Origin of the sequence: Nostoc cf. edaphicum LEGE 07299, assembly GCF_015207245.1 — a bacterium.
Classification (GTDB): Bacteria; Cyanobacteriota; Cyanobacteriia; order Cyanobacteriales; family Nostocaceae; genus Nostoc; species Nostoc edaphicum_B.
In genome coordinates this window covers 1-3,134 of sequence record NZ_JADEXF010000784.1, presented here as the reverse complement: position 1 = coordinate 3,134, position 3,134 = coordinate 1, and the positions used below count along the sequence as shown (strand labels likewise).

The following is a 3,134-nucleotide window of genomic DNA, read 5'->3' as shown; positions in this document are numbered from 1 at the left end:
GATGTTGGCATCATCAGAATGGCAAAAAGACAACTTTTTTGGGCGAGGTGCTGAAACTTCTTCAACCTTTCGATGATTATATAGATACCAAAGTAAGAAATATAGTAACTATTATTGCTTCAATTCCAGCTTGTTCCGACTTGGGACTAGTGCGACAAAGCGATCGCTTTATCTACGATCAAACTACCGATAATCTTTTCTTTGACGCAGATGGCATTGGTAAAGCCGCACAAGTTTAAATCGCCCAGTTCTAGATCAGGCAATGGTGTCATGCCTAACGAAAGCTATATAGTCAGCAAAGGTAAATTATCCAGTCAGGTAGAAGCATTATAATATATAAGGCTGGGTTTTGCTGTTGCTCAACCCAACCTACAAATTAAAATCAGATGATTTATTTTTTGGTAGTCCCTGAATCAGGTTGGCAAATAGCCACTCTAAATTCAACCTGTATATCAATTACACAAAGCACTGTAATCTAATTAGTGCCCGGTTGGGTTGGAATAACTGGTTGGGTTGGAACAACTGGTTGGGTTGGAACAACTGGTTGGGTTGGAACAACTGGTTGGTTTGGAAATGGGATAGTTTCTAAACTTGGACTTGAACCCGCAGGAATTATCGTTGGCGGTGTAGACGAAGATGAAGCACCGATAACACTATCATCAGCACTGATACAAGTATCTAGCGCTTGAGTAGGGGGAAAGTCAATTTGACTACGCAAGCCAACCACACACTGGCCAAAGCGCACAGGTAATAAACTGCGTCCACAATAATCTAAAACTGTCGGATTAGCTTCTTCCTTAGTACTTAAGCTGACACCAACTACACAGGTTGCTAACTCTTCAGGACGCCGGGCCCTTCCACAAGAAGAAAGCGCATCTGTCGCAGCAATTTGGGTTTCCTTGTCAATTTTCACCACGCAAGCAGCCAAATCTCTTGGACGCAATGCTGCTGCACAACCTTCTGATGCCGCTTGTGCCGTTACACCCACACTCAGGAGGCGACTCGCACAGACACTATAATCATTCCTGTAAGAGGCAGCAACAGCCACATTAGGCAAGATTGTTAAACATCCAGCTATAGCCAAAACTGGTAATGTTAAAATCCTGGAGGTGGAACTGCCTTGTTTGTTCTTAACTCTGCTAACCACTTTTTTGCTCATTGACATTGCCATTCTCCAAACACCCAAAGTTATGCTAACTCAAATATCTCAAAAATCCTCTGTAATCTAAGAATTTCAGAGGTAGTAAAGTATAGATATAATTAATTATGTCGAAAATTGTGTTAATATAGCTGTTTGAAAGATAAGTAGGCAACGTAAAAAGTATTTCAGAGTAAGAATACTGCGTAAACCAATCTGATGATTGAGTAGCCTACGAAACTAAATAAACACAAAAAACTTATTGCCAGTAGTACGGCGGGGCACGTCGGAATTCAGGCTTGGAAGCTAGTATGTCGGCTCAACCGACTTAAAGCAACTGGCGTAAAGGAGATGTCTCTACATTGGTAGGATACGTCATACCAAGGCAAGCATCTTCAAAAAACCAAGAATCCGCTGATTTATTATCAGTGGAATGTCAAAATGGAATGTTTGGGTAAAGTTTAAACAGGATTAGATTAAGGAAACTCATGTCCCGATATAGAGGGCCCCGCCTCAGAATTGTCCGCCGCTTGGGCGACTTACCAGGATTAACTCGTAAAAGTGCCAGACGCGCTTACCCACCTGGGCAGCATGGCCAGAATCGCAAGAAGCGCTCTGAATATGCTATCCGTCTAGAGGAAAAGCAAAAGCTCCGCTTCAACTACGGTTTGACTGAAAAGCAATTGCTCCGCTATGTGCGGAAAGCCAGACGTGTTACTGGTTCTACCGGACAAGTACTGCTGCAATTGCTAGAGATGCGCTTGGATAATACCGTTTTCCGCTTGGGTATAGCCCCGACTATCCCAGCAGCTCGTCAACTGGTAAATCACGGTCACGTAACTGTTAACGGTCGTGTGGTAAATATTGCCAGCTACCAATGCCGTCCTGGCGAAGTAATTGCCGTAAGAGATCGGGCACAATCTCGGAAGTTGGTGGAAGCTAACTTGCAATATCCCGGTTTGGCCAACCTGCCCAGTCATTTGGAATTTGACAAAAATAAGTTGGTTGGTAAAGTCAACAGCGTTATTGAGCGCGAATGGGTGGCACTACAAGTTAATGAACTACTTGTGGTGGAATACTACTCACGACAAGCGTAATAGTCATTTGTCCTTAGTCATTTGTCCTTAGTTATTTGCAAGGGACAAATGACCAATTACTATCCGCCAATTTGCGACATGGTGCGGGTATATGCACCTGAAATGCCAGAATCGCGCCCTTTAAAGTTAATTTCTGGTTTGATTTCGAGTAAATGTCTGACCTGCTCTTGTAATTGAGCGGTGCTGACACCAGAACGCAGGGCAGTTTTTAAATCTATTTGACCAGTTTCATTCAATAAACAGGGACGTAGCCAGCCATCAGCGCTCAGGCGCATCCGATTACAACGATCGCAAAAACATTCCGACATCTGACTAATAAATCCCAGTGTCCCCTTCGCATTGGGAATTTGAAAGACATCAGCAGGCCCAGCACCACGAACTTGTGATTCTGTCAAGCCCCAGCGATCGCGAATACGTTCTCGTAAATCGGCTGAAGATACCCAACCGCGATCGCCAAATAAATGCACATTACCAATGGGCATAAATTCAATAAATCGAACGTGCCACTGTTTATCAATTGTCAGGGCGGCTAAATCGAGAACTTCGTGGTCATTAACCCCAGGAATCACCACTACATTCAGCTTCAGGGGGTCGAATCCGACTTGATGGGCTGCTTGAATACCCTGCCAAACTTGTTGCCAACGAGAACGCCCCTGATTACCAATAATTTGGTCAAAAATATCGGGATCGAGAGAGTCCAGACTAATATTAATTCGTCGCAGACCAGCATTGTAGAGGTTTTGCGCCATCGGAGCCAGCAAAAAACCGTTGGTGGTCATTGAAAGGTCTTGAGTTTGGGGTAAATTTGCGATCGCACCTACCAAATCCACCACACGCGGACGCAATAAGGGTTCCCCCCCAGTCAAACGAAATCGGGTAAAGCCTACTGGAATAAATAC

The 3,134-nt window shown here is 44.1% G+C and carries 4 protein-coding genes; 2 read left to right on the top strand and 2 right to left on the bottom strand.

All coding sequences use genetic code 11. The features are described 5' to 3' along the window. Positions 1 to 239: hypothetical protein (locus IQ229_RS20605; RefSeq protein ID WP_228013606.1), on the top strand; the 239-nt coding region annotated here is incomplete at its 5' end. Positions 240 to 475: 236 nt separating this feature from the next. On the opposite strand, the gene IQ229_RS20600 is transcribed toward IQ229_RS20605, so the two are convergent. Continuing rightward, positions 476 to 1,159: a hypothetical protein gene (locus IQ229_RS20600; RefSeq protein WP_228013607.1), complete on the bottom strand. Its 684-nt coding sequence runs from the start codon at positions 1,157 to 1,159 to the stop codon at positions 476 to 478. 467 nt (positions 1,160 to 1,626) lie between these two features. On the opposite strand from IQ229_RS20600, the gene rpsD reads away from it, so the two are divergent. After that, positions 1,627 to 2,235, top strand: coding sequence for a 30S ribosomal protein S4 (gene rpsD, locus IQ229_RS20595; RefSeq protein WP_012408407.1), 609 nt, complete (start codon positions 1,627 to 1,629; stop codon positions 2,233 to 2,235). A 59-nt stretch (positions 2,236 to 2,294) separates the two neighbouring features. Here rpsD and IQ229_RS20590 read toward each other — a convergent pair. Next, positions 2,295 to 3,134 (bottom strand): GTP 3',8-cyclase MoaA (locus IQ229_RS20590; RefSeq protein WP_194046924.1); only part of this gene is annotated, 840 nt, incomplete at its 5' end.

Excerpts from the sequence above, each read along its gene's own strand:
- rpsD (WP_012408407.1), top strand. The coding sequence starts at position 1,627 with ATGTCCCGATATAGAGGGCCCCGCCTCAGAATTGTCCGCCGCTTGGGC.
- IQ229_RS20600 (WP_228013607.1), bottom strand. The coding sequence starts at position 1,159 with ATGAGCAAAAAAGTGGTTAGCAGAGTTAAGAACAAACAAGGCAGTTCC.